The organism is Mycobacterium innocens (genome assembly GCF_900566055.1).
Classification (GTDB): Bacteria; Actinomycetota; Actinomycetes; order Mycobacteriales; family Mycobacteriaceae; genus Mycobacterium; species Mycobacterium innocens.
Map to the genome: position 1 here is coordinate 12,520 of NZ_UPHQ01000004.1, position 19,898 is coordinate 32,417.

The window sequence follows — 19,898 nt, forward strand, 5'->3', positions numbered from 1 at the left end:
GTCAAGGTCGCCGTCGAAAGGACTTGGCTCGGCCCTGGAGCGGCTTTGATACTCGCCCGAAGCGCTCACACGAAGGCCTAGGGCTGATCACCCGGCCGCGACTTCCAGGGCCCGCCCCGGCCCGCTCGCCGGTGCGGTGTGCCTGCCGTGCCGAGACAGACCCACCACCGCAACCAATCCCACGAGAATCAATGCCCCCCAGGCAAATTCGTCGAAGTTGAAGCGGTGCGCGGCGCTGAGCAGCGCCCCGGTCGCCAGATTGCCGATGAGCAGACCGATTCCGACGACGGTCTTGTAAAAGCCGTAATGGGTGGCCACCAGCCGGTCTCCGGACAACGACACCACCCTGTCAAGCTCGAACGGAAACACCACCGCCGCGGCAAGCGCGAGCAGACTCGCCGACAGCAACAGCGCCAGCACCGCGACGGCAGTGCCGAACCGTTGCTCGTTGGGAACGACCGCAAGGGGCACGAACGACGCCGTCAGCAACATGACTCCGATGGGAAGGCTGCGCCCGGGCTCCCACCGCGCCCCGAACCAGCGGGTGAGGTGGCGCTGGCCGGCCACCGTGACCAAACTTGAAATCAAGAAAAGCACAGCCACCAGCAATGTCTGCGAGTGCGGCGCCAGCCGCGACGCATGCAGCGGAAAAGCGAGATTGATCTGGAATTCCAGCACGTACGCGCCGATCATGGCTGCGGCGAACCACAATACGGGTCGGTTGCCCAACACGACGCGCCAGTCCTCGATGACCGAGCTCTTCTCCGTTTTCCGTGACTCGCCCGCGACCCGGCCGGCTTTGTCCGGGGGTAGCGCCAGCAGCTGCGCGACACTGAGAGCCGCGAAAACGACCGCAGCCGCCATGACCGATATCCGGAAATCCATTGCCACCAACGCCAATCCAACCAGCGGGCCGAGCAGAATCCCCGACTGGTAGAAGACGTTGAACATCGCAAACGCTTCGATCCTGCGGTTTTCGGCGTCGGCCGCGAGGTAGGCGCGCGCTGCGGGATTGAACAGCGCACCAGCGAAACCCATTGCTGCCGAGGCGATCACCACAATCGGCAATGACTGCGCGAGCACCAGCAGCACGAATCCGCCGGTACGCACCAGACATCCGGTCACGATCAGCGGCTTGTAGCCGAACCGGTCGGCCAGCGTCCCTCCCACGAAGAACATGCCCTGCTGGGCGAAGTTGCGCACACCCAGCACCAGGCCCACCGCCCACGCCGCCAGTCCCAGCGGGCCCGCCAGATAGCCGGCCAAGTACGGCATCAGCATGTAGAAGCCCACATTGATGGCGAACTGGTTGACCATCAATACGCGGCTGGGATGGTTGAAGCTGCGGAACTGAGCAACTATTCCCATCGTCACATCACCCGAGTCGAGTTCCATGCCGTGTCGGCAGCCGGCGCTATTGCCGGCGGTGACGCGGTGGCGCAGGCGGAAAGCAACCGTCGTTGCCGGTCATCGAAAGCAGGGCTCGTCGACCGGCCGGCGCGGACCAATCGCCATGGCCGACCGACCCCGGCGCGCAGGCCAGCCGGCAGTCCCGGATCTTCCCGCGGTCCTTCGGGGCGCGAATCCTTGTGGGTGGTAAGCAGTTTGCTGCCGATAATGGCGGCGATGTTCATCACCAGCAGACGCAACACCTGCATGGTCGCCACCAGCGGCTCGGCCGCCGAGTCGCTGGCTGCCAGCGCCACATAGATTCCGCCCGGTGTGGTCGCCAGATATGCCTGCGAAAAGGACACGCCGGTCCAGGCCGACACCACGAACGTCAACACCAAGCATCCAGCGATGGCGACTGCGATGAAGGCGCACGTTAAGGGCAGTAGTCGCAGGCATTGACGGAGGGCGCCAAGCGTGAGGGCACCTCCGGCCTGCCACCCGATCACCACGTATGCGACGGCATTGAGCGCGGGCGGCAGGGCCAGCACGAATTGCCCCGGGCCGGGGAGTTGAGTCACCAACGCGACCAGCATGGGAGCGATCAGAAACGGCGCCGGCCATTTCCACTTCAACCCGGCGTAACCGGCTGCGACGATGACCACAATCGCGGCCGCACTGGAGACCAGCGTGACATGACTCCCGGTTGGATGCGAGCGGGCCGCTGGAGCGCCCACACATTGCAGGACCAGCGGAACCGTCAGCGCGACCACGACCACCCGAAGGTATTGCGACAGAGCCACGTAGCGATGATCGACGCGCAATTCCGGTGCCATGGTGCATATTCCGCTGGCCCCACCCGCCAATGTCGACAGCAACGCGGTTGCCGGCGACAGCGTTTTCGCGGCGCGGGTCAAGGCAAGGCCGCAGACCAGGCATAAGATCAGCGTCGCTGCGGAGCACACCGCAGAGATTCCGAGATAGCCGGCGATGGTGGTACTGGCCAGGCCGCTCAGCGGCAGGGCGACCGCCATGCCGATGCATCCTTGCGCCGGCCGAAGCAGAAGCTTGTGCGGCACAAACTCCCGGCCCGCCAACACCGCAATGCATCCGGCACTGGCCAGCGCGGCGATCAGCCATCCGATCGGCATGTGGAATGCCGAGAGCAGCAGCCCAAGTGTCATTGTGAGTAGCAGACAGCATAACCAGTAACCGGCGGTTCGCAGCTTTCGTCGCATACCCATCGTTCAGGCGACCATCTTGTCCAGGTCGGCAAACACGCAGCCGTCGAACAGCTTTCGCGCCGTGCTGCGCAGCACTGCGGAAATCCCGTCGGCCCGGCCGCCATCGACGACTTCCACGTCCATCGCACCGGCTGGATGTTCGATCACCAACGGCCCGGCGGTGAAGCGTTGGGGGAGAAGTCTTCCGACGACCGTGTCGGAGAAGGTTGCTGCCGTCGCCAGGCATAGTGCCCCCGAAACCGCGTGGGTTGGATGGCAGCTGCTCGGGACGAAGTAACGTGACCGAAGATCGCCAAGGTGCGAATTGGAGATCAGCATGACCTTTGGCAGAACGCGTCCGGTGACGTCGCCGAGGCCCATCGCGCACGCAGCGCGCAGCCGGACGGATTCGATATCGCGCAGCAATTCGCGATCGCCGGTGAGCTGCCGCGGCGATTCGTCGCCCGCGATCCCGAACGCTTGCGCGTGGGCGATGATGGCGCACACCCCGGCGTCGATCGCGGTGACCGCGACTCCGTCGACATCGTCGACGGGATTTCCCGTCGGGAACAATGTCCCGGTGCTCCCGCCGCAGAACTTGCTGAACACCATGTCGATCGCCGCCGCGCGTCCGGGCACACCGCTGATTTCGAATCCGCCGGCATACCGGACCTGCCCGCCCGGGGTGGGCACCGAAACCGTCACGGTAGCGCCGGTGTTGACCAGATGGACCCGGATCGAGGTGTGACCGTCAACCGTTGCGACAAGTCCGCGCTCGATCGCGAACGGTCCGACCCCGGCGAGGATGTTCCCGCACGTCGGTGTCCAATCCACCCGCATGGATTCGACCTCCACCTGTGCGAAGAGATAGTCGATGTCGCAGCCCGGACGGGTCGCCGGCCCCACTATCGCGACCTTGCTGGTCGTTGAGCTGGCACCGCCGAGTCCGTCGATCTGCCGGTGATCCGGCGAGCCCATGACGGCAGGCAGCAACACATTCGGGTCTGCGCTGACGCGATCGAGATCCGACTTGAGCAGGTAGACCCCTTTGGAGGTGCCGCCCCGCATCAACATCGCTGGCACCGAGATCATTTGGGGCCCGCTACCGGCCGGGTGGGCGCGCTGGCCAGGTGGCCGGCCAACGGCCGGCATCGGTGGTTTCGGTTTCACCATTGACATTCCCTTTTTGACCCTCCTTGGAGTGCCGGGCTAACTGCCCGGCGCTGCCAGGGAGGGCGGTGCAGTTGACATCGGCTATCGATTGATAACCGAAGTTATCAATTGATACCTATGGCGGTCAAGGGGTGAGCGCCGCTGAAAGGTCGGCGTTACGGGAACGGCCGCTACCGCCTGAAGCCACGCCGAAAGGCGTCTTGACAACCGGTTATCGGCCGATACCATTAGCACATGTTATCCACTGATAACCATCAACGCGAAGCCGCAATCGCGACGAGCTCGCGGGCTCGGATGCCGGAATTCAACATGCGCACCCTGGTGACCGGCAGCTCCGGCCACCTGGGCGAGGCCCTGGTGCGCACCCTGCGGCAGCGCGGAGCCGACGTCATCGGCCTGGACAGCCGGCCGTCGAAGTGGACCGATGTTGTCGGGTCCGTGACTGACCCGGGTTTGCTGCGCGAGGTGATGGCCGGCGTGGAGGTGGTATTCCACACGGCCACCCTGCACAAGCCGCAGCTGGCCTTCGTGCCGAGCCATGAATTTGTGGAGACGAATATCAGCGGCACCCATCAGCTGCTCGAAGCTGCGGTCGCGGCGAACGTCCGCTCCTTCGTGATGACTTCCTCGACAACGGTTTTCGGGGACGCGCTGGTGCCGCCGCCGGGTGAGCCCGCGGCCTGGATCGACGAATCGGTGGTACCGATACCGAAAAACATCTACGGCGTGACCAAGGCCGCCGCCGAGGACCTGTGCCAGCTGGCGCATCGCAACGACGGCCTGGCGTGTGTGGTGTTGCGGGTGGCGCGGTTTTTCGCCGAGTTGGATGACATGCCCGACGAGTACGACGGACGCAGCGACGACAACATCAAGGCCAACGAGTACGCGTGCCGGCGCGTCGCTCTCGAGGACGCGGTCGACGCGCATCTGAGGGCGGCGCAGCTGGCACCGAGCCTGGGATTCGCCCGGTACATCATCTCCGCCACCACGCCGTTCGCTCAGGAGGACATCGCCGAGCTGCGAACCGACGCAGCCGCGGTGCTGGCGCGTCGGGTGCCGCACGCCGCGGCGGTGTGGGCCGAACGGGGTTGGCGGTTCCCCGACCGGCTGGACCGCGTGTATGTCAACACCCGGGCCCGCCAGGAACTGGGATGGAATCCACGCTTCGATCTGAATGCCGTCGCAGCCCGGGTGGCCGACGACGAACCGGTCCGGACGCCGCTGTCGCAACTAGTGGGCGCCAAGGAATATGCCAGCAGCTCCTACCACGTAGGGGTATTCCACCCGGCCAGGACCGATAGGCCTGCCAAGGCCCACCGCGGTCAGTGTGCCGGTGTAGCGCCCCGTAACCAACATCCCGCGACCGCGCCGCGGTCACGGTCGCATCCGACACAGCGGCTCGCGGCAGAAGCCTGAGAGGCCGGGCCGCGATGCTGCTCGTGTCGTACCGCAACCGCACAGCTGCGCTGGTGGCTGATGGCTTACCTTAGGTGCATGTCCGGGGAAGCCGCACGACGCAGCCCAACGGCGGACCGCATCCTGCGCGCGGCCGCTGAGCTCATCTCGCTGCGGGGCTACTCCGCCACCTCGACCCGGGAGATCGCCGCCGCTGTCGGCGTCGAGCAGCCGGCCCTCTACAAGCACTTCTCCTCGAAGAAAGACATCCTCGCGGCGTTGGTGCGGCTCGCTCTGGAGCGTCCACTGGCGGTGGCCGACGAGCTTGCGGCGGTGCGCGCCCCGGCGGTGGTCAAGCTGCACCGCTGGCTCCGAGAGGCCTACGAGTATGTGAATCGCTCACCCAACGTGCTGGCCGCCATCATCATCACCCCAGAACTGCAGCAGGACGACGCTTTCGCGGCCGAACAGGCGCTGGTTTCGAAGATCGAGCCGGTGATCGTGGATCTCATCCGGGCGGGACAGGACGAAGGCGATGTGCGCGAGCTGAATCCGGTTTCGGCAGCCAGGCTGATCGAGGCGATGTTCGACGCAGTGACGTTCCCGGATCTCGCGGTCGATCCTATTGAGATCGTGGAATTCACCTTGGTGGCGTTGCTGGCGGATCCCACTCGATTACCCGAAATTCGTTCCGCCGCTGATGCTTTGGAGATCAGCGCGGAACCCGCACATCCTCTGCGCTGAGCGCGGCTGCGGTGGCCGGCGCTACCCCTGGCCGACGACGGAAAAGTCGCCACTTGCCGACAGTGCCGCCTGCACCTGTTCGCGGGTGAGTTCCACATCGGCCGAAATCCGCACTGTCGACGGGCCGTCGGCGTCCAGATCGACGGCGACGGAGCTGACGGGCTCCAGGGCCGTCAGCGCGTTGGTGACGGTGTCGACGCACCCCGCACAGCGCAGTCCGTCGACGGAGAAGGTCTGTTCGGCCATCATTGACTCCCGAAGTTACGTAACCGCAGGCTGTTTGACACCACGAAGAACGACGAGAACGCCATGGCGGCACCGGCGATCAGCGGGTTGAGCAGGCCGGCGGCGGCGATCGGGATGGCGGCGACGTTGTAGCCGAACGCCCAGATCATGTTCATCCGGATGGTCCGCAAGGTGGCGCGCGCCAGATCCAGTGCCTGCGGGACGATGTGCAGGTCGTCGCGAACCAGGATGATGTCGGCCGCACCGATCGCGACGTCGGTGCCACGCCCGATCGCCAGCCCCAGGTCGGCACCTGCCAGGGCCGGACCGTCGTTGATGCCGTCGCCGACCATGGCGACGGTATGTCCCTGGTCGCGCAGGCGCTGGATCACGCTGACTTTGCCTTCGGGCAGCACGTCGGCGGTGGCGGTGTCGATGCCGACCCGGGAAGCGACCGCGTCGGCCACGGCCTGATTGTCGCCGGTGAGCAGCATGGTCTGCAGCCCACGGCTGCGCAGCGCCCGGACCGCGTCGGCCGCCGACTCCTTGACCGTGTCGGCAATCGTGACGGCGGCGCAGGCCACGCCGTCGACGGACACGAAAACTACTGTCTCGCCGCGGGACTCGCCTTCGCGGCGGGCACCGTCCAGCGCGGCGTCGGACGGTATGTCGCGGGTGATCCAGGAGGGTTTGCCGAGTTCGACGCGGTGGCCGTCGACAATTCCCGACACGCCGCATCCGGCCACCGCGGCGAACTCGGCGACCGGAGCCGGGGCCGGCGACGCCGCGACGATGGCGGTTGCCACGGCATGCTCGGAGGCCGCTTCCACGGCGGCGGCGAGCGCCAGGAGCTCCGCGGAATCGCGCCCGCCGGCCGTCGTCACCGTGCTCACCCGCAACTGGCCGACGGTCAAGGTGCCGGTCTTGTCGAACACCACGGTGTCGATACCGTGGATGGTTTCCAGCGCCCGGTAACCCTTGATGAAAATTCCCAGCTGTGCACCCCGCCCGGAGGCCACCATCATCGCCGTCGGGGTGGCCAGCCCCAGCGCACACGGGCAGGCGATCACCAGTACTCCGAGCGTCACCGAGAATGCCCGGTCCGCACCGGCGCCGCTGAGGAGCCAGCACCCACCGGCCACTATCGCGATGGCAAAGACGACCGGCACGAACACCGCGGAGATCCGATCGGCCAGGCGTTGCGCGCCGGCCTTCTGCGCCTGTGCTTCCTCGACGAGGCGAACCATCGCGGCGAACTGGGTGTCGGCGCCCACGGCGGTGGCCTCGATGACCAGGCGGCCGTCCAGCACGACGGTGCCGCCCAGGACCGGGGAGTCCGGAGCCGCCCGGACCGGCTTGGCCTCGCCGGTCATCGCGCTCATGTCGATTGCCGCGGTGCCGTCGACGACGACCCCGTCGGCGGCGATGGTTTCGCCGGGACGGGTCACGAAGCGCTGCTGTCTTTTGAGTTCGCCGGCCGGGATCACCAGTTCGGCCCCGTCGGGCAGCAGCACCGTCACATCCTTGGCGCCCAGCGCAGCCAGCGCGCGCAACGCGCTACCGGCCTTGGATTTGGCGCGGGCCTCGAAGTACCGGCCGGCCAGGACGAAGACCGTGACTCCGGCGGCGACCTCGAGATAGATGGAGTCGCTGTTGAGGATCGCCTGCCAGATTCCGCTGCTTTCCCGCGGATGCTTGTCGACGAACACGGTCGACAGCGACCAGGCGGTGGCCGCCGTGATGCCCACCGAGATGAGCGTTTCCATCGACGCGGTCCGGTGCCGCGCGTTCCGCAGCGCCACCGAGTGGAAGGGCCAGGCGGCCCACGTCACGATGGGGGCGGCCAGCGCGGTCAGCACAAATCCCCAGCCGGGGAACCTGGCGCTGGGCACGAGCGCGCACATGGTCGACAGATCGGCCAGCGGCACGAAGAGCACCGCCGCCACCAGCAGCCGCCATAACAGTTTGCGGGCATGCTCGGCGTCGGGATCACGCTGGTCGGTGGCCGACTCCGCATGCGGGACCGCGTGGTATCCGGCGCTCTCGACCACCTGGCACAGCTCGTCGGCCGCCAGGCCGACGGCATCGATCGTCGCGACGCGGGTGGCGAAGTTGACCGATGCCCGCACCCCGGGAACCTTGTTCAGCTTCGCTTCGACCCGGCTCGCGCAGGCGGCGCAGGACATTCCGGCGATATCGAGCTGGATATATGTCGGCGACGGCCGCGCGGAGCCGAGGTCGGAGTCCCCCACAACTGGAGCCGCCACGGCCCTCCTCGGATTGGCTCGGATTGGCTTGGATTGGCGTTAGCGCCCTTGTCAGCCTACAAGTCGGACGCCGGCGGCAATCGGTTCCCCCTATCGGGAATGCTCGTTGACCAGTGCGTACAGCCGCCACCGGCCCGGCACACCTTTGAGATCGTGGTCACCGCGCTCGGCGAAGCTGTGCTTGGAGCCGGTGACGATGTCGCGCACCGTCGAGGACACCAGCACTTCACCGGGTTCGGCGAGCGCGGAGACCCGCGCGCCGATGTGCACGGCCATGCCGGCGACGTCGCCGTGGTGGCCTTTGCGGGCGCCGCGTACCTCGACTTCACCGGCGTGGATGCCGACTCTGACCTCGATGCCGAGTACTCGGACCGCGCCGACGACGTCGGCCGCGCAGGCGATGGCCGCGCTGGGGCTGTTGAACGTTGCGACAAACCCGTCGCCCGCGGTATTCACCTCTTGCCCGCCGAATCGCTGGATTTCATGACGGACCAGGGTGTCGTGGTTGTCGAGCAGGTCGCGCCATCGATCGTCACACTTGGCGTAGCGGGTCCTGGGAGTGGGGGGCACCTGGGACACGGCTACCCGCTGACGATCGGGACGAGATAGCGGGCGGCGTAGTCGCGGACGGCCGCGTCGTCGGAGGTGTCGAGGCGGTCGGTGGGGAACATGATGATGCCGACGGCGACCCGCAGCAGGATGTCGGCGACGTTGGCGAGGTCGGCGTCGGGAATGCCGGCACCGCAGCGCCGCAGAGTGCGGGCGATCCCGTCGGCGAATTGGCCGATCGGGAACACATGCGATCGGGAGAACATGCCGAACAGCTCGGGTTCGCTCTCGGCGATGCGCGCATACAGCGGTGAGTCTTTGATAAGTCGCACCCCGAGGGTGAACGCCTCGATCACCGCCTGCTGCGGATCGAGGCCGTCGGTGGCGTTGTCGAGCGTGGTGAAGAACAGGTCGGCTTCGCGGCGCACGACGCGTTCGAAGAGCTCGTCCTTGGTGGGGAAGCGTCGATAGATGGTGCTGCGGCTCACTCCGGCGCGCGCCGCGACGTCTTCGATGTTGGCCCGGCGCAGGCCGTAGGTTTCGAACACCGTGCGGGCGGTGTCCAGGATGGTTCGGTCCAGGCCGGTGATCGACTCGGCCCTGTCCGTGCTGGTTTCGGCGCCCATTCTGGACTGCATGATAGTTCTGCCCTGTCAGCGAAATTGCCGTGGCGGCTGTGGCTTGCCCAGATCAACGACCGTCGCGGCAATCTCGGTACCGCGTTGCCGACGTCTATCCGGGCGGCTCGCGTTGTGGACGCAGCGTTGCCGACGTCCACCTAGCCGGCTAGCTTTGATACAAAGAAACAGAATTGTGTCACTGCTTCGTCAGGTTGCGGCGCGGAGGTTCGATGACGGCTGAATTGACCGCTGGCGCGAGATTCGACACCGGTGTGCGGGAAGCGGTGCCGGTGCTCGCCGACCAACCCGATGACCACAGCGCGTCGCCGCGGCTGGGCCCGGATTCGCTGATCTGGAAGTTCTACGGCGACTACCGCACCCAAATCTTCGGCTTCCAGCGTGTCGCGGGCACCGAAAACTGCATCGAGCAGCTCGCTCAGGGGGTCTTCGATCATTCGGTGATTTTCAGCGACACCGTGGGCCGGGCCAGGCGGACGGCACCGCCACTGATGAAAACGGTGTACTCCGAGGATCCCGTCGCCTGGGGCCGCGCGGTGCGTGACTTCCACAAGTCGATCAAAGGCACCATCAGCGACGGCTCGAGGTATCACGCGCTTAACCCGGAGTTGTTCTACTGGGCCCATGCCACCTTCGTCGACCAGATCCTCTACACGGCGGACATGTTCATCCGGCGGTTGTCGCGCGCGGAGAAGGAGCAGATCTTCGAGGAAAGCAAGACCTGGTACCGCCTTTACGGCGTCAGCGATCGCGGCCAGCCGCAGACCTACGACGAATTCTGCACCTACTGGGAGGGCATGCTCGAGCGGTTCGTCCCGCACCAGACGGTCCGGTACGGCACCGGTTACCTCCGCAAAGGGATACCGGGTCCACGCAAGGTTCCCGGCACGATGTGGACGGTCTTGTCCGCGCCACTGAACGCCTACGCCCGGCTGGTCATCGTGGGGACGTTGCCGCCGCAAATGCGCGACGTCTGCGACCTGGACTGGGATGCCAGGAAGGAGAACCGATTCCAGCGGTTCGCGGCGCTGGTCCGGGCGGTGAATCCGCTGATCAACCGGCTACCGCTGAGGTTGGTCTACGCGCCGTGGGCAGCCGACGCGTGGGCCCGTTGCGGCGTCGACCCGCGCAAGCTGCACAACCGCCGCGCGACGGGGTAGAACCGCGCAGACGGGAGCCCCTTGCACCGCGATGGCGGTCGTGAGCCAAGATTGCCAAAATAGGCAAGATAGTGAAAACGCAACCGGGAGATCTAGTCGGATGAGTCTGGCAACGCAGGCGGTCACCAAGGTCTTTGAACAGGCCTTTGAACAGGCCCTTGAACAGGCCGGCACCAGACTGGCCAACCCGGCGCGCCTATCGGATCCCGACAAACTGCGCGGCGCCGTCTCCGGCAAGACCGTGTTGGTGACCGGCGCGTCCTACGGTATCGGCGAGGCGACCGCCCGCAAACTGGCCGCGGCCGGAGCGACCGTGCTGATCGTTGCCCGATCGGCCGACCGGCTCGACGATGTCGCGGCTGCCATCAACGCCGGCGGCGGCGCAGCGATCGCCTATCCGGCCGATCTCGCCGACGAGGCCGCCGTCAGCGTACTGACCAAGCACATCAACGAGAACCACGGTCCGCTGGACATCGTGGTGAGCAATGCGGGCAAGTCGCTGCGCCGGTCGCTGCACGACCAGTACGACCGGCCGCACGACTTCCAGCGCACCATCGACATCAATTACCTGGGGCCGATCTGGCTGTTGCTGGGACTGCTGCCGGCGATGCGTGAGGCCGGCAGCGGGCACATCGTCAACGTCTCCAGCGTCGGGGTGCGCGTGGTGCCCGGCCCGCAATGGGGCGCCTACCAGGCTTCCAAGGGAGCATTCGATCGCTGGCTGCGCAGCGTTTCACCGGAGTTGCACGTCGACGGTGTGGATGTGACGACGGTTTACTTTGCGCTGGTGCGCACCCGGATGATCGAGCCCACACCCATTCTCGGGCGACTTCCCGGCCTGTATCCCGATGAGGCCGCCGACGCCATCGCCAAAGCGATCATCGAGCGGCCCCGAACCAACGAGCCACCCTGGCTCTGGCCCGCCGAACTTGCCTCGGTGTTGCTGGCCGGACCGGCCGAACGCGCCGCAGGGTTGTGGCACCGCCGGTTCTTCGCCGGCTCGGCCCGGACGGAAGGGTGACGATGGTCAGCAGCGTGGTCAGCACGGCGGTTCGGGCGGTGCTGTTTTCCGGACTGCTCAGTCCGCCTGCCCCGGTCGCGCTGTTGCGCTTGGCCCGCGAGCTGTATCGGGGCGGCATGAATCTGTACACCCTGCTCGCGGTTGCCGCGGCGCGATGGCCGGACCGGACCGCGATCATCGACGACGACGGCGCGCTGAGTTACCGCGAGCTGCAGTCGATGACCGAATCGATTGCCCACGAGCTCTCGGATACCGGCGCCGGGGCCGGACAGGCGGTGGGCGTGATGTGCCGCAACGGCCGCAATTTCGTCACGTCGGTGTTCGCTGCGAGCCTGGTGGGCGCCGACGTGGTGTTGGTGAACACCGAATTCCGCAGCACTGCGCTGGCGGCCGCGCAGAATTCCCACCAAATCCGGATAATCCTGTGCGACAAGGAGTTCGTCGACCAAGTCGCCGAAACCGGCGAGTCGGCAACGGTAATCGATCCGCAGACGGTCACCATCATGCGCGGTGGTGCGCGGCCGGAGGTTGTCGCGTCGGGTCGGATCATCCTGTTGACTTCGGGTACGACGGGCGTGCCCAAGGGGGTGCCGCGCACCCCCAAGGTGGGCTCGGGCGTGGGCGTCGGGGTGACCGTTCTCGAACGCACCCGGCTGCGTGTCGGCTCGCGGATGGCCTTGGCCACGCCGATGTTTCACGGGCTGGGCTTCGGCATGCTCACGCTGACCATCGGCCTCGGCGGCACGGTGCTGACCCGGCGACGCTTCGATGCCGAAGCCGCGCTTGCCCAAGCGTCGCTGCACCGGGCCGATGCGTTGAGCGCGGTCCCGGTCATGCTGGCCCGCATCCTGGATCTGCCCCAGCGGGTACGGGCGCGAAACCCGGTTCCATGCCTGCGGGTGGTGATCTCCAGCGGGGACCGGCTCGATCCGGGCCTGGCGCGACGGTTCATGGATACCTACGGTGACATCCTCTACAACCTCTACGGCTCCACCGAGGTCGGCATCGGATCCTTGGCCACACCGGCCGAGTTGCGGGCCGCCCCGGAAACGGTGGGCAGGCCCGTCGCCGGTTGCCCGGTCCGCATCTTCGATCGAAGCGGCCGCCCGGTCGGACCCCGGGTCACCGGACGCATCTTCGTCGGTGGTGAACTGAAATCCGACGGCTATACCGGCGGTGGCGGCAAAGTCGTCATCGACGGCATGGCCAGTACCGGCGACATGGGCTACCTCGACGAGTCGGGCCGGCTGTACATCGTCGGGCGAGAAGACGACATGATCCTCTCGGGTGGCGAGAATGTCTATCCGCGTGCCCTGGAAAATGCTCTCGCCCAACATCCCGACATCGCCGAGAACGCGGTCATCGGTGTACCCGACGAACGGTTCGGTCATCGGTTGGCCGCGTTCATCGTCCCCCGGGCGAACCGCGACATCGACCCGGAGGAGATCCGGGAGTACGTGAAGGGCAAGGTTTCTCGATTCGAGCAGCCCAGAGACATTCACGCCGTCAGCCGCATCCCGCGCAATACGACCGGCAAGGTGTTGCGCAAGGAGCTGATGACCCTCGCCGGCCCCGAATCTCACTCCTGATCGTCGTCTTGCGCGACGCCGATGGTGTTGGCCAACCACTTCGGCGCGAACACCGAGACCACGGTGGCTCCGGCGGTGGCGCCGAACACACCCGTCCAGGCGACCGGCCCCAGCGGTGTGCATCCGAAAAAGTGGCTGACAACCGGGGTTTGGATGATGCCCACCAAGACGGCCGCGCTGCCCAGCGCGGTCGCCACGACCAGGGGGCTGTGCCGCCGGGTCAGTAGGGTCTGCGCCAACTGGGTGGTCACCAGCGCGGTCAATCCCATTGTCGAGGTACGGCGTTCGGTTCCCGGTGTCCAGCGGCCGATGGCCCAGGCCGCCGTCGCACCGGCTGCCGTGACCGCGCCGCGGGTGACGATCTGGCGCATCAGCGGCGCGTCGAGGGAGGGCGTCGGGCCGGTCAGCACCGCCCGCCGGTGGTTGCGACGGGCCTCTTCGGCCTCTTCCTCGGACTCGTATTCGGCCTCGTCGGGTGCGGCATATTGCGACGTGACGGCCACGGCAAGGGCCGGGAACATGTCGGTGAGCAGGTTGACCAGCAGCAGCTGGCGGGTCCCCACCGGCGCGCGGCCGGCCCCGAACGCGGTCCCGATGATGGTGAACAGCACCTCACCCACGTTGCCGCCGACCAGGATGGTGACCGCGTCGCGCACCCCCGCCCACATGCTGCGGCCCTCGACCAGCGCGTCGAGCAGCGCGCTGAGATCGTCGTCGGTCAAGACGATGTCGGCCGCACCGCGGGCGGCCGACGAACCGCGACCGCTCACCCCGATACCCACGTCGGCCATCCGGATGGCGGCGGCATCGTTGGCGCCGTCGCCGACCATCGCGGTCACCCGCCCGCAACGCTGCAGAGCGGCGACGATCTGGACCTTTTGCTCCGGGCTGACCCGGGCGAATACCGGTACGTCGGCGGCGATTTTGGCGCAGCCGTCCTCGTCGAGATTGGCCAGTTCGGCTCCGGTCACCACCCGCACGTCCGGCGGCAGGCCCAGCTGGCGGGCGATCGCCCGCGCGGTGACCGGATGGTCGCCGGTGATCAGCACCACGTGGCGTTCGGCGTCCAGCAGTGCTTCGATCAACGGCCGCGCCGAGGGGCGCGCGGTGTCGGCGAGGCCGACATAGCCCAGCAGTTCAAGATCGTGGGCGGCGGCATCGACGGCGTCGGCGTCGGTGTCGTCGTCGTCGAGGGTGTCGTGCTCCCAGGGGCGCCGGGCGACTGCGAGCACCCGCAAGCCCTGCTCGGCGAGACTGTGCACCAGCGACTCGGCATGCTCGAGGTCGGCGTCCGGGTCGGCGAACCGGCAGCGCGGCAAAATCGTCTCCGGGGCGCCCTTGAGCATGAGCACCGGCTGGGCGTCGTCGTCGGCCGTCTTGCCGATGGCCGCCGCGTAGCCGCGACTGGATTCGAACGGCACCTCGGCCACCAAAGTCCATTCCGAATCACCCTGACCGTCAAGGGAATTCGCCGCAACCAGGATCGCCTCGTCGGTGGCGTGGGCGTGTCCTTGCCCGTCGTGGGGCTGGGTGGACGCGCGCGCGGCGGCCCGCAGCACCGCCGCCGAGCGCGGGTCGGAGGTGTCGGGGAACGACTGTTGTGGCGTGGCCGAACCCGCAATGGCGCACACCACCCGCAGCCGGTTCTCGGTCAGGGTGCCGGTCTTGTCGAAGCAGACGGTGTCGACGCGGCCCAGCGCTTCGATGGTGCGGGGGGCGCGCACCAGCGCGCCGCGCGCGGTCAGCCGCTGCGCGGCGGCCAGCTGCGACAGGGTGGCGACCAACGGCAAGCCCTCGGGCACGGCGGCGACCGCGATCGCGACGCCGTCGGCGACCGCCTGACGCAGTGAAGCGCGCCGCAGTAGCGCCAAGCCGGTCACCGCGGCACCGCCGGCAAGCGTCAGCGGCAGGACCTTACTGGTCAGCTCCCGCAGCCGGGCCTGTACCCCGGCCGAGGTTTCGACGTCGGCGACCGCCGAGATGGCGCGGTGCGCCGCGGTACCGACGCCGGTGGCCACCACGATGGCCCGGGCGTGCCCGGCCACGATGGTGCTGCCCTCGAACAGCATGCTGGCCCGGTCGTCGTCGTTGACGGCGACGGGATCCACTTGCTTACCGACCGGCAACGACTCACCGGTGAGCAGGGATTCGTCGACCTCCAGGTCCTCGGCTACCAACACCCGGGCGTCCGCCGGTACCACCTCGGGTGCGGCCAGGTCGATGACATCGCCGGTGCGCAGCGATTTCGCCGACACCGTGGCCGTCCGGGTCGCGGTACGGGCCGCCTCCAGCCGGCGCCGAGTCGTCGCGACCGCCGGGACCACCACGCGGCGCACCAACTGGTCCTGCTCGGCGAACAGCTCGGCGGCCGCGGCCTCGGCCCGCAGCCGTTGCGCCCCACCGGTGATCGCGTTGATCGTCATCACGCCCGCGACCAGCAGCGCATCGACGTTGCTGCCGACGATTGCCGAGGCCGCCGCGCCGACGGCCAGGATCGGAGTCAGCGGATCGGCGAGCTCGTGCCGGGTGGCAGCCGCCAGCTTCACCAGGTTCCTCGCCGGTTTGCGCAGCGGCGCCAGCACCGGGGTGTAGGACAGGTCGTCGAGACGGCGCCGCCATTCCGGGGTTCCAGGCTCGGCCGCCAACGGCCGGGATCCGCCGGCCAGCCGCGCATAGACGATCTCGGGGTCCAGGGCGTGCCAGGCGGTCAACGGTTGCGGGGTGGGATCGGGCAGCCGCAGCACCTTGCCGGCCGAGAGCGCGCCCGACACCAAAGCGGTTGCGGCAGCGGCATTGACCGGGTTGAACCAGCGTCGCAACGAGAGCGGATTGGTGGTCCGCCGCGGATCACCGGTGACCAGCAGCAGGCCGGCCAGGGTGGTGCCGCCCTGAGCGAGGCGCACTGCGGATTCACTGGCCGACCGCGCCACCGGCAGCGCCGACAGGATTCGCACGGCGGCGGCGAGATCGGTGCCGGTGATGATGTCCGCCGTCCACGGTGTGGCCGCGCGGGGATCATCGAGGGCCAACCCGACGTCGGCGATGGCGAGCGCGGCCAACGTATCGGTGGAGGCGAAGTCGCGGTGCAATGCGGTGATCAGCAGCACCGGGCCGCGATCCGCCCGCAGTTCGCGCACCAACCTCAGCAGCGGCGTGCCGGGCGGATGCGTCGCGCCGACACTGGCGGCCAGATCCTCGGTGCCGGCGACATGGCGCAAGACCACCCGTGCTCCGGTTCGGTGTGCGGTCTGCAGCAACGCGATCGCGTAGGGGTCGACCTCCCATCCGATGTCGACGCTGCCCACCGTCTCGCCGTCGACAATCAGGTCGGCACGTTCCAGGCCCTGCGCCGGAGCCGCCGACGGCCCTTGCGCCCGAACCCATTTCAACCGTGCGCCGGTCGCGGGCAATTCGTCGGGGTCGGGCTCGGGTGCCTCCTCGCCGTGCAGCAGCGCGTCGGCAACCTCGTAGACGCGGTCGTCATCCCAGCCGGGCTCGTCGCCGCGCGCCCGCAAGACGGCACGGTGATCGCCGCGCAGCGCGGCGCCGTCGATGACAACCACTTTCACTCGATCGAGCCGCCGCAGCGCGCCCGGGTCGAGGATCAGTTGCCCGGAGTTGGCCAAGCCGCGACCCAGGATCGCGGCGAACGCCTGCCGACCCAGGTGGGCCGCCTTCGGCACTCCCGCCAGGATGGCCTCGCCGGCCTCGGCGGGTCCGCCGCCGGCCAGTAGCGCGCCCACCGCTGCCACCGCCGAGCCGTTGGCGGCTTGGTCCACGTAGGTTTCGACCGGCCCGGCCATCGAGCCCTTGGCGGTGTCGATCGCGGCATCGATCGCCCCGTCGACAACGATGTGCGAGGCGTCGCCCGCGGCCGTGGCTGCCCAGTTGTGCCGGGGCGCGTGCGAATCGGGACCCGCCGACGAGATGACCGGGACCACCGGCGCCTGGGGCCGGCCGGGTGAGGCGAGCTCGGGCTCGCGGACACGCCATCGTTGCCGATGCGCCGCCGCCTCGGACAGCTGCAGGCCGCGCTGGGCCAGGTTGAGCAGCGGGGTGCCGACCGATTGGCTCAACCCGGACGCCACGGCTGTCGAGGCGCTCAGCGCAAGGTCGGTGCCGACCCTGCCCAGCCGCGACTCCAGCACCGCCACCACCCGAGGTTGGTTGTTCATCAGCGCGGCCGCCGCGCGCGCACTTCGCGGCGCGACGGGCAGCCGGGTGAACCAGCCGGTCACCGACGCGCCGAGGGCTACCACGTCCATCGCCGCCGCGGTCAACGGCACCAGAATGGCCAGCGGGTTGCCCGGGTCGGCGAAGGGCGCGGTCCGCGGTGCCGACACCGTGGAGGTGAGGTCCGCGGCGACGGCACACACCGTTTCGCGCACCTCGTCCACGACGGCGTCGCTGTCGGCATCGGCCGCGATTTCGAGCACCAAACGGCCCAACGCGCCTTCCACATGGGCCTCGGCGACTCCCGGAATCCGGCGAACCGGCTCCTCGAGCACCGCCGCATGCTCGTGCCATCGGGGAAACGGCAGCAATGGATCGAGGTCCAGGTGAACTCGACGCCCACTGTGCCAACGCATCGGCGGCGCGAGGCGCCGGGCCCGTTCGGTAGCGGAATTCGTCATGCCGAGCGCATGTCCGGTCGACTGAGCCGCGGCCTCCACCACCGGGACGATCAGCTCCAGCACCGGGCTGGCCAGCATCTCCACCGCGCCCACAGCGCCGGCCACACCACTCACCCCGGCCCGCAAGGCCTGGGTGGCCCCTCCGGTGATCCCGCCGACGACGTCGGCCACACCCGGCACCTTCATTCCGTCACCTCTCAATGCTTACCGCGGCCTAGCGCGGCTTACCGCGCCCTAATACTCGCGGCGTGTCGACGACCTGTCTACCCGGCGTGCGGTAGGCGCGGCTACCGAGTTGACGGCAAACCGAATGAGCTAAACAGGCTCGGATCGAGAAAGACGGTCATCGCAGCGATCCCGGTGGCACCCGGGGTCAGGACATGCACGGAATGAGCCCGCATCACGTTATCGTCACCGCGTCGGTACTCCGCAGCCGCGGGTTGCCCGTTGGCGGCCGTCGGGACCATGGCGAGGTCGCCGGCCCTGGTGTAAGCGCGGACGGCAAGAAAGCGCAGCACGGCGTCTCGGCCGGTGAACCACACGGGCACCGGCGGCATGACGGATACGGCCGGGACGAGCCGTCGCGCTGGTTCGGTGAGCCGGACCCCGACGATCCCAACGACATCAGGCCGCCGCGGAATACCTGAGTCAACCGGTAGCCGCCGAAAGGGCCACGCGGGTCGGGTATTCGGGCGACGGAATTCGCCTCTACAGAATGCGGTGGTTCGCCCGGCCAACGTGATAGCCGGTGGGGAATGACTTCTCGATGACCTGCAGTCGATGGTCGACCCTGGACTCGAGTTCGAGAACCACGCAGCCATCACCGACGGCCTTGGATTCGAGAACTATGTACCTTTGACCCCCACCGTTGATATCGGTGATCGGGTCACCAGAGTGCAAATTTTCGACGGCCACCAATTCAGGGGTTCCGTGTGACTCCACGCAACACACAGTAAGCCAATTCAGTGCACCAGGGAACACCCGCAGTGTTGGCGCGACGTCGGGACCTGGCCGGGTGCCGGTGGGCCGCACATCCAGAGCTCGGCCGTGCCGGCTCACCGCGGGTGCACGGGAATGGCTGGCGGACAAGGCGTCTGTGTAGCGCAGTGCAGATCCACCTCGGTTCGAACGGGAACATTCCCGCATGCGGGCCACCAAATCCTCGTTAGGCTTAATTCCTTCCGACGTCCTCGGCGGGGCCTCGACAGGAGAAGATACCGATGGCATTTGTGATCGCGTCTCCGGAAATGGTTGCGGCAGCTGCGACGGATCTCGCGGGCATCCGCGCGGCGATCAGCTCGGCCAACGCCGCCGCCGCCATCCCGACCACGGGTGTGTTGGCCGCCGGGGCCGACGAGGTGTCGGCAGTCATCGCCGCGCTGTTCGATGCGCACGCGCAGGCGTATCAGGCGTTGAGCGCCCAGGCGGTCGCTTTCCACGACCAATTCGTTCGCGCGCTCGGCGCGGGTGCGGCCTCCTACGCGGCGGCCGAAGCAGCCAACGTGTTGCCGCTTCAGGCCATGCAGACCCTGGAGCGAAACGTGCTCAACGCGGTCAATGCGCCCGCTCAGGCCATGCTGGGCCGCCCGCTGATCGGCAATGGCACCAACGGTCTACCCAACACCGGGCAGGACGGCGGGCCGGGTGGCCTGCTTTACGGCAACGGCGGCAACGGCGGCTCCGGCGGACCGGGTCAGCTCGGCGGCAATGGAGGGTCGGCCGGACTGATCGGTAACGGCGGGGCAGGAGGAGCCGGCGGTCCGGGCACGGTCGCCTCGGTGGCCGGCAAAGCGGGCGGGGCAGGCGGCAGCGGCGGGTGGCTGTTCGGCAACGGAGGCGCCGGGGGGCCGGGCGGCGTGGGTGCGATCGCCGTGGGCGCCAACGGTGGGCC

Annotated in this window: 15 protein-coding genes and 2 pseudogenes; 7 read left to right on the plus strand and 10 right to left on the minus strand. The window is 67.9% G+C overall.

Annotation, left to right across the window (positions count from 1 at the left end; translation table 11 throughout):
* Positions 1-87 precede the first annotated feature (87 nt).
* Genes EET03_RS00185 through EET03_RS00195 form a run of 3 tightly spaced genes read right to left on the minus strand, consistent with a single transcriptional unit; the run spans position 88 to position 3,704 of the window.
* Positions 88-1,368 (minus strand): MFS transporter, encoded by a 1,281-nt coding sequence (locus EET03_RS00185; RefSeq protein ID WP_075540832.1) that lies wholly within the window; start codon positions 1,366-1,368, stop codon positions 88-90.
* A 2-nt stretch (positions 1,369-1,370) separates the two neighbouring features.
* Positions 1,371-2,633 (minus strand): AbrB family transcriptional regulator, encoded by a 1,263-nt coding sequence (locus EET03_RS00190; RefSeq protein WP_082274394.1) that lies wholly within the window; start codon positions 2,631-2,633, stop codon positions 1,371-1,373.
* Positions 2,634-2,636: 3 nt separating this feature from the next.
* A complete protein-coding gene (locus tag EET03_RS00195) occupies positions 2,637-3,704 on the minus strand; it encodes a PrpF domain-containing protein (protein ID WP_075540830.1) in 1,068 nt (355 codons plus the stop codon).
* Between the two features lie 390 nt (positions 3,705-4,094).
* On the opposite strand from EET03_RS00195, the gene EET03_RS00200 reads away from it, so the two are divergent.
* Both EET03_RS00200 and EET03_RS00205 read left to right on the plus strand, forming a co-directional pair.
* Positions 4,095-5,201 (plus strand): NAD-dependent epimerase/dehydratase family protein, encoded by a 1,107-nt coding sequence (locus tag EET03_RS00200; protein ID WP_082274396.1) that lies wholly within the window; start codon positions 4,095-4,097, stop codon positions 5,199-5,201.
* Positions 5,202-5,279: 78 nt separating this feature from the next.
* Positions 5,280-5,924 carry a TetR/AcrR family transcriptional regulator gene (locus EET03_RS00205; RefSeq protein WP_075541081.1) on the plus strand — a complete coding sequence of 215 codons (645 nt, stop codon included), beginning with the start codon at positions 5,280-5,282 and terminating at the stop codon, positions 5,922-5,924.
* A 21-nt stretch (positions 5,925-5,945) separates the two neighbouring features.
* On the opposite strand, the gene EET03_RS00210 is transcribed toward EET03_RS00205, so the two are convergent.
* From EET03_RS00210 to EET03_RS00225, 4 genes and pseudogenes are all read right to left on the minus strand, one after another.
* Positions 5,946-6,170 (minus strand): heavy-metal-associated domain-containing protein, encoded by a 225-nt coding sequence (locus EET03_RS00210; RefSeq protein ID WP_075541080.1) that lies wholly within the window; start codon positions 6,168-6,170, stop codon positions 5,946-5,948.
* Positions 6,170-8,416 carry a heavy metal translocating P-type ATPase gene (locus EET03_RS00215; protein WP_075541079.1) on the minus strand — a complete coding sequence of 749 codons (2,247 nt, stop codon included), beginning with the start codon at positions 8,414-8,416 and terminating at the stop codon, positions 6,170-6,172. Before EET03_RS00215 ends, EET03_RS00210 begins: the two co-directional genes overlap by 1 nt.
* 90 nt (positions 8,417-8,506) lie before the next feature.
* A pseudogene (locus EET03_RS00220) lies at positions 8,507-8,950 on the minus strand (adenylate/guanylate cyclase domain-containing protein); the annotation flags it as partial.
* 47 nt (positions 8,951-8,997) lie between these two features.
* Entirely contained in the window at positions 8,998-9,603 is a 606-nt protein-coding gene (locus EET03_RS00225) for a TetR/AcrR family transcriptional regulator (protein ID WP_075541077.1), read from the minus strand.
* Between the two features lie 212 nt (positions 9,604-9,815).
* On the opposite strand from EET03_RS00225, the gene EET03_RS00230 reads away from it, so the two are divergent.
* From EET03_RS00230 to EET03_RS00240, 3 genes are all read left to right on the plus strand, one after another.
* Positions 9,816-10,763: an oxygenase MpaB family protein gene (locus EET03_RS00230; RefSeq protein ID WP_075541076.1), complete on the plus strand. Its 948-nt coding sequence runs from the start codon at positions 9,816-9,818 to the stop codon at positions 10,761-10,763.
* Positions 10,764-10,863: 100 nt separating this feature from the next.
* Positions 10,864-11,784, plus strand: a complete 921-nt coding sequence (locus EET03_RS00235; RefSeq protein ID WP_075541075.1) for an SDR family NAD(P)-dependent oxidoreductase — start codon at positions 10,864-10,866, stop codon at positions 11,782-11,784.
* A 2-nt stretch (positions 11,785-11,786) separates the two neighbouring features.
* Positions 11,787-13,373: an AMP-binding protein gene (locus tag EET03_RS00240; RefSeq protein WP_075541074.1), complete on the plus strand. Its 1,587-nt coding sequence runs from the start codon at positions 11,787-11,789 to the stop codon at positions 13,371-13,373.
* Here EET03_RS00240 and EET03_RS00245 read toward each other — a convergent pair.
* Entirely contained in the window at positions 13,364-18,193 is a 4,830-nt protein-coding gene (locus tag EET03_RS00245; RefSeq protein WP_099193876.1) for a cation-translocating P-type ATPase, read from the minus strand. The genes EET03_RS00240 and EET03_RS00245 overlap by 10 nt on opposite strands.
* A 101-nt stretch (positions 18,194-18,294) precedes the next feature.
* Entirely contained in the window at positions 18,295-18,564 is a 270-nt protein-coding gene (locus EET03_RS00250) for a sigma-70 family RNA polymerase sigma factor family protein (RefSeq protein ID WP_075541072.1), read from the minus strand.
* On the opposite strand from EET03_RS00250, the pseudogene EET03_RS00255 reads away from it, so the two are divergent.
* Positions 18,562-18,654, plus strand: a pseudogene (locus tag EET03_RS00255) (DUF899 domain-containing protein); the annotation flags it as partial. The gene EET03_RS00250 and the pseudogene EET03_RS00255 overlap by 3 nt on opposite strands.
* 61 nt (positions 18,655-18,715) lie before the next feature.
* Here EET03_RS00255 and EET03_RS00260 read toward each other — a convergent pair.
* Entirely contained in the window at positions 18,716-18,949 is a 234-nt protein-coding gene (locus EET03_RS00260; RefSeq protein ID WP_063470774.1) for a hypothetical protein, read from the minus strand.
* A gap of 278 nt (positions 18,950-19,227) precedes the next feature.
* Between EET03_RS00260 and EET03_RS00265 the strand changes: the two genes are divergently transcribed.
* The coding region (locus tag EET03_RS00265) for a PE family protein (protein WP_136625619.1) at positions 19,228-19,898 on the plus strand (671 nt) is incomplete at its 3' end.